Below are 4406 nucleotides of genomic sequence, written 5' to 3'. Positions count from 1 at the left end.
GGCGACCAGCGCCACCTCCTCGCGCACAACCCGGGCCACCCGCTCCGCAAGGGTCTCCGCCGGGGCACCGCACCGAACACCCGCCGGGGCCGGAGAGAAAGCCTCCGGGCCGTACCGGGGCATCACAGCCCTCCGTACACGACCTCGAAGGTCTGGCAGATGACGGGCATTTCCTCCTCCGGCTCCCGCCCGATCTCGTGCACATACCGGGTGAAGCACTCCCAGTGGACGCGGCGCCAGTGGGCAAGGGAGCAGTCGCCCTCCCCCTCCGTGCGGGCGAACTCCGCGGAGACGTCCTGAAAGGGCACCACGGCGATATCGGTGATGCGGATCACGCACTGGGCCTCACCGCTCCAGTCCGTGATGACCACGTGATCCCCCACGCAGGGGAGGCGCTCCCCCTCGTGTTCGTAACTCCACAGGAGACTCGCCGTTCCCCGTTTCTGTCCCTGCCGGACGAGCAGGACAAGCTCGTTCGCATCCTTTTCGTTGTCGCAGAAATGCCAGGATTCCCAGAACTTCGCCGTGGTCTCCGGCGTCTCTCCCTGCGTGGCGAGATAGGCCCGCCACATGGCCTCCACGGATTCCTTCCGAAGGTCCTCCGTCATGGTTCGCTCCTCCCTCCGTCGTCGCCCGGACGCCCGTACCTCCGCGCACCCGAAGATGAACGCCTCTCCCCCGCGAACGGCGCACCCGACGGGAGCGGCGTTCCGCCGCGCCGCCACTATACGCAGGGAGCGCGGAAAGAGCAAGGCCCTTCGCCGACATCCCGAACGTGCGTGCGGGGTCCTTTTTCCGCCGTGCGGAACGGCGAAGCGTGTACCGAAAGCGGGAAGCAGGACGCCCCGCCGATGAAGGATGTTTCCTTTGTGCTCCGGAGCACTGATCACGGGCGGTCCGGGAACGCGGATGCACGAGACGGAACGCACCCGTTCCCGCGTCCGCCGCGGGAGCGGATGACGCGGGAACGGGTGGAGCGGGAGGTGCGGTGCGAGACTGCGCAGGCCCGGAAATGCGCCGTCAGAAAGTGCGGTGTCAGGAAGTGCGGATCTGCCCCGTGCCGTAGGCGATGAACTTGGTGGAGGTGAGCTGCTCCACCCCGAGGGGCCCCCGGGCGTGGAGCTTCTGGGTGCTGATGCCCATCTCGGCGCCGAAGCCGTAGACGCCGCCGTCGGTGAAGCGTGTGGAGGCGTTCACGTACACCGCCGCGGCGTCCACCTCGCGGAGAAAGCGCTCCGCGGCGCCGTAGCTCTCGGTGCAGATGGCCTCGCTGTGCCCCGTGCCGTGGCGGGCGATGTGGTCCAGGGCCTCGTCCAGGGAATCCACCACGCGCACGGCGAGGATGAGATCCAGATATTCCGTGTCCCAATCGGCCTCGCTCGCGGGCAGCGCGGCGGGAAAGAGCGCCCGGGTGCGCGCATCCCCCCGGATCTCAACCCCCTTCGCGGCGAGGACGGCGAGACACCGGGGAAGAAAATCCGGGGCAATGTCCGCGTGCACCAGAAGGGTCTCCGCGGCGTTGCACACGGCGGGGCGGGATGTCTTGGCGTTGTCCGCCACGGCGACGGCCCTGTCGATGTCCGCCCCCGCATCCACGTAGATGTGGCAGTTGCCCATGCCGGTCATGAGAATGGGCACGGTGGCGAAGGCGCGCACCGCCGCCTTGAGAGACTTGCCGCCCCGGGGAATGAGCACGTCCAGAGCGTCCAGGGACATGAGGCGCGTGGTGGCCGCCCGGTGGGGCGAGGCGACCATCTGCACGCTTCCTTCGGGAACGCCCGCCTCCTCGGCGGCCCGGGCGAGCAGGTCCGCCAGCAGGGTGTTCGTGGCGAGCGCTTCCCGGCCGCCCCGAAGCAGCACCGCGTTGCCCGACTTGATGCAGAGCCCCGCCGCGTCGGCGGTGACGTTGGGACGCGATTCATAGATGATCCCCACCACCCCGAGAGGCACCCGGAGCCGCCCGATGCGCAGCCCTTCCCGGGTGGTCCACATGCCCGTCACCTCTCCAAGGGGATCCCGGAGGGCGGCGATGTCCTCAAGCCCCCGGGCCATGCTCTCCACCCGGGCGGACGTGAGAGCCAACCGTTCCAACAGAGGGGCCGAGAGCCCCCGGCTCCGCCCCTGCGCCAGGTCACGAGCGTTGGCGGCGCAGATGTCGGCGGTGTTGCGGCGCAGCGCCTCCGCCATGGCGACGAGCGCACCGTTCCGCACCGCGCCGGAGAGCACCCCCAGGCGACGGGCCGCCTTGCGGGCCGCCTTGCCCAGGGCGGAAAGCTCCGCGTCCAGAGCGACCGGATCGCATCCGGTCGCTTCGGCACCGGCGACGCCGCCCGCCTCTTCGAATCCTTTTCCGCAACATGAGGAAGAACGCGACGTCACTTCCTCATGTCCATCCGGGGCATGCCCGGAACAAGCGACGCCGTAACCGGAGAAATCGCCCCGGGCGGATGCTCCGCCGCCGCAGGGAATGTTCGTTTCGTTCGTCATGGCACTGTTTCGCCTCCTGAAAGAAAGTCGTTGCAACCGGGCGCGGAACGAGCCCGAAGCGTTGCGGAGAGAAGAAGGGCGCGCAGCTTGAGGACCGCAGGGCTCCGCCTCCTTCGTCCTTCTCGACCCGCCTGCGGCGGATCGGTTCTTTTTCTGTGCCGCAGACAAACCGCGAGGAGCGCGTTTTCTCCGGCCTGGTGGATTCGCCGCGCCGCAGGTCCGCCGGGCGAACACACCCGCTGAATACGTCCGCCGGGCAATTCCGCCGAACTGGCACGCTGGACAAACGCGGCGCCGGATATGCCTGCCGGAGATCCGCCGAACTGGCACGCTGGACAAGCGCGGCGCCGGATACGTCCGCCGGGCAATTCCGCCGAACTGGCCTGCCGGATATGCGCGGCGCCGGATATGCCCGCAGGCGATCCTGTCGAACGAGCACGCTAGACGAGCACGAGATTGTTCCGGGAGACCACCTCGTCATAATCGCAGCGGCCGAGCAGCGCCTCGATCTCGTGGGAATGCCGCCCGGCGATGCGGGCCACCTCGGGGGCGGAAAAATTGACGATGCCCCGGACCACTTCCCTTCCCTCCGGAGCCACCACGGCCACCACATCGCCCCGCTCGAAGCGCCCCTCCACGGCCACCACGCCCGAGGGGAGCAGGCTTCGCCCTCCCCGGCCAAGAATCCGGGCCGCACCGCTGTCCACGCGGATCTTTCCCGCGGGAGCGCTTCCCGCGGCGAGCCAGCGCCGCCGGGAGCGGTATCCCTCGCCCCGGGGAACGAAGAGCGTGCCCAGCCCCTCTCCGGCAAGGATGCGCCGCAGCGGATCCTCCGCGCCTCCCGAGGCGATGACCAGGGGAATGCCGCAGGCCATGGTCATGCGCGCCGCCAGGAGCTTGGTGCACATGCCGCCGCTGGCGACGGCGCTCCCCTTGCTCCGGGAGGAGGCGAGCATCTCCTCCGTGACCTCCCGCACCACGGGAATGATCCGGGCCTGGGGGTTCCGCCTCGGGTCCGCGTCGTAGAGACCGTCGATGTCCGAGAGGATCACCAGGAGATCCGCGTCGGCGGCCACCGCCACCGCCGCGGCGAGCGTGTCGTTGTCGCCGAAGCGGAGTTCCTCCGCTGCGACGGGATCGTTTTCGTTGATGACGGGGACGGCCCCGAATTCGAGCAGCGCCGCCAGCGTGTTCCGCACGTTCAGGTAGCGCCGGGGAACGGCGAAGACGTCCCGGGTGAGGAGAAGCTGCGCCACGTGCCGGTCGTACTCGGCGAAGAGCTTCTCGTAGAGGTGCATCAGCCCCCCCTGCCCCACCGCCGCGAGGGCCTGTTTCTCCGGCAGCGTCCGCGGTGCCGAGGAGCGGTTCAGCTTGCCCATGCCGGCACCCACCGCGCCGGAGCTGACGAGAATCATCTCCCGACCGCCGTTGGAAAGATCCGCCACCTGTCGCACGAGCAGTTCCATGCGTCTCAGGTCGATCTTGCCCGTACTGTGCGTGAGAGAGCTGGTTCCCACCTTGACCACGATGCGCCGGCATTTCCCGAGCCTGATCATACCTGTCGTCACGACCTTTCCTCTCCGAAATGTCCGGAAGGGAACACCCCCGCGGCGGGCGCTCCCTTCCGGACGATCATGGAGAGGAATTCTACCAGAGTTTATTCTATTCGTAAAGATAAACCACGTTTGATTTTTTGACCGGAGGCGATGCCCTAGAGCGCGCCGTCCACGCCCCAGTCGTTCGGGAAGTACCCCAGGGAGTTGATGATGCAGGTTCTGTTGATGATCTTCTCGAAGTGCATCGGGTCGGCCCCGTGTGTCACAGACACCCATAAGATGCACCTAAGGGGACATCCAGATTCCCGCAAAGGGGACCCCATGACACGCGGCGGGCCGGAGCGCTTTCGTGCGGCTCCGGCC

Annotated in this window: 3 protein-coding genes; all 3 read right to left on the bottom strand. The window is 68.1% G+C overall.

Going from position 1 to position 4406, the window contains the following annotated elements; genetic code table 11:
• Positions 1–122: 122 nt before the first annotated feature.
• The 3 genes from Q1K49_RS12155 to proB all read right to left on the bottom strand — a co-directional run bounded on the left by Q1K49_RS12155 (position 123) and on the right by proB (position 4055).
• On the bottom strand, positions 123–608 hold the full coding sequence (locus Q1K49_RS12155; RefSeq protein ID WP_300526296.1) for an ASCH domain-containing protein: 486 nt from the start codon (positions 606–608) through the stop codon (positions 123–125).
• 427 nt (positions 609–1035) lie between these two features.
• The gene (locus tag Q1K49_RS12150; protein ID WP_300526295.1) at positions 1036–2487 is read right to left on the bottom strand and encodes a glutamate-5-semialdehyde dehydrogenase; all 1452 of its coding nucleotides are present in this window, start codon (positions 2485–2487) and stop codon (positions 1036–1038) included.
• Between the two features lie 440 nt (positions 2488–2927).
• Entirely contained in the window at positions 2928–4055 is a 1128-nt protein-coding gene (gene proB, locus Q1K49_RS12145) for a glutamate 5-kinase (protein WP_300526294.1), read from the bottom strand.
• Positions 4056–4406 lie beyond the last annotated feature (351 nt).

The sequence above is a fragment of the Aminiphilus sp. genome, from assembly GCF_029975095.1.
In the GTDB taxonomy this organism is placed as follows: Bacteria; Synergistota; Synergistia; order Synergistales; family Aminiphilaceae; genus Aminiphilus.
Note: the sequence above shows the minus strand (reverse complement) of the source record. Positions and strands in the feature narration are given on the sequence as shown.

What these genes read in the sequence shown, in the direction of transcription:
- Q1K49_RS12155 (WP_300526296.1), bottom strand. Translation starts at nt 608, where the DNA reads ATGACGGAGGACCTTCGGAAGGAATCCGTGGAGGCCATGTGGCGGGCC.
- Q1K49_RS12150 (WP_300526295.1), bottom strand. Translation starts at nt 2,487, where the DNA reads ATGACGAACGAAACGAACATTCCCTGCGGCGGCGGAGCATCCGCCCGG.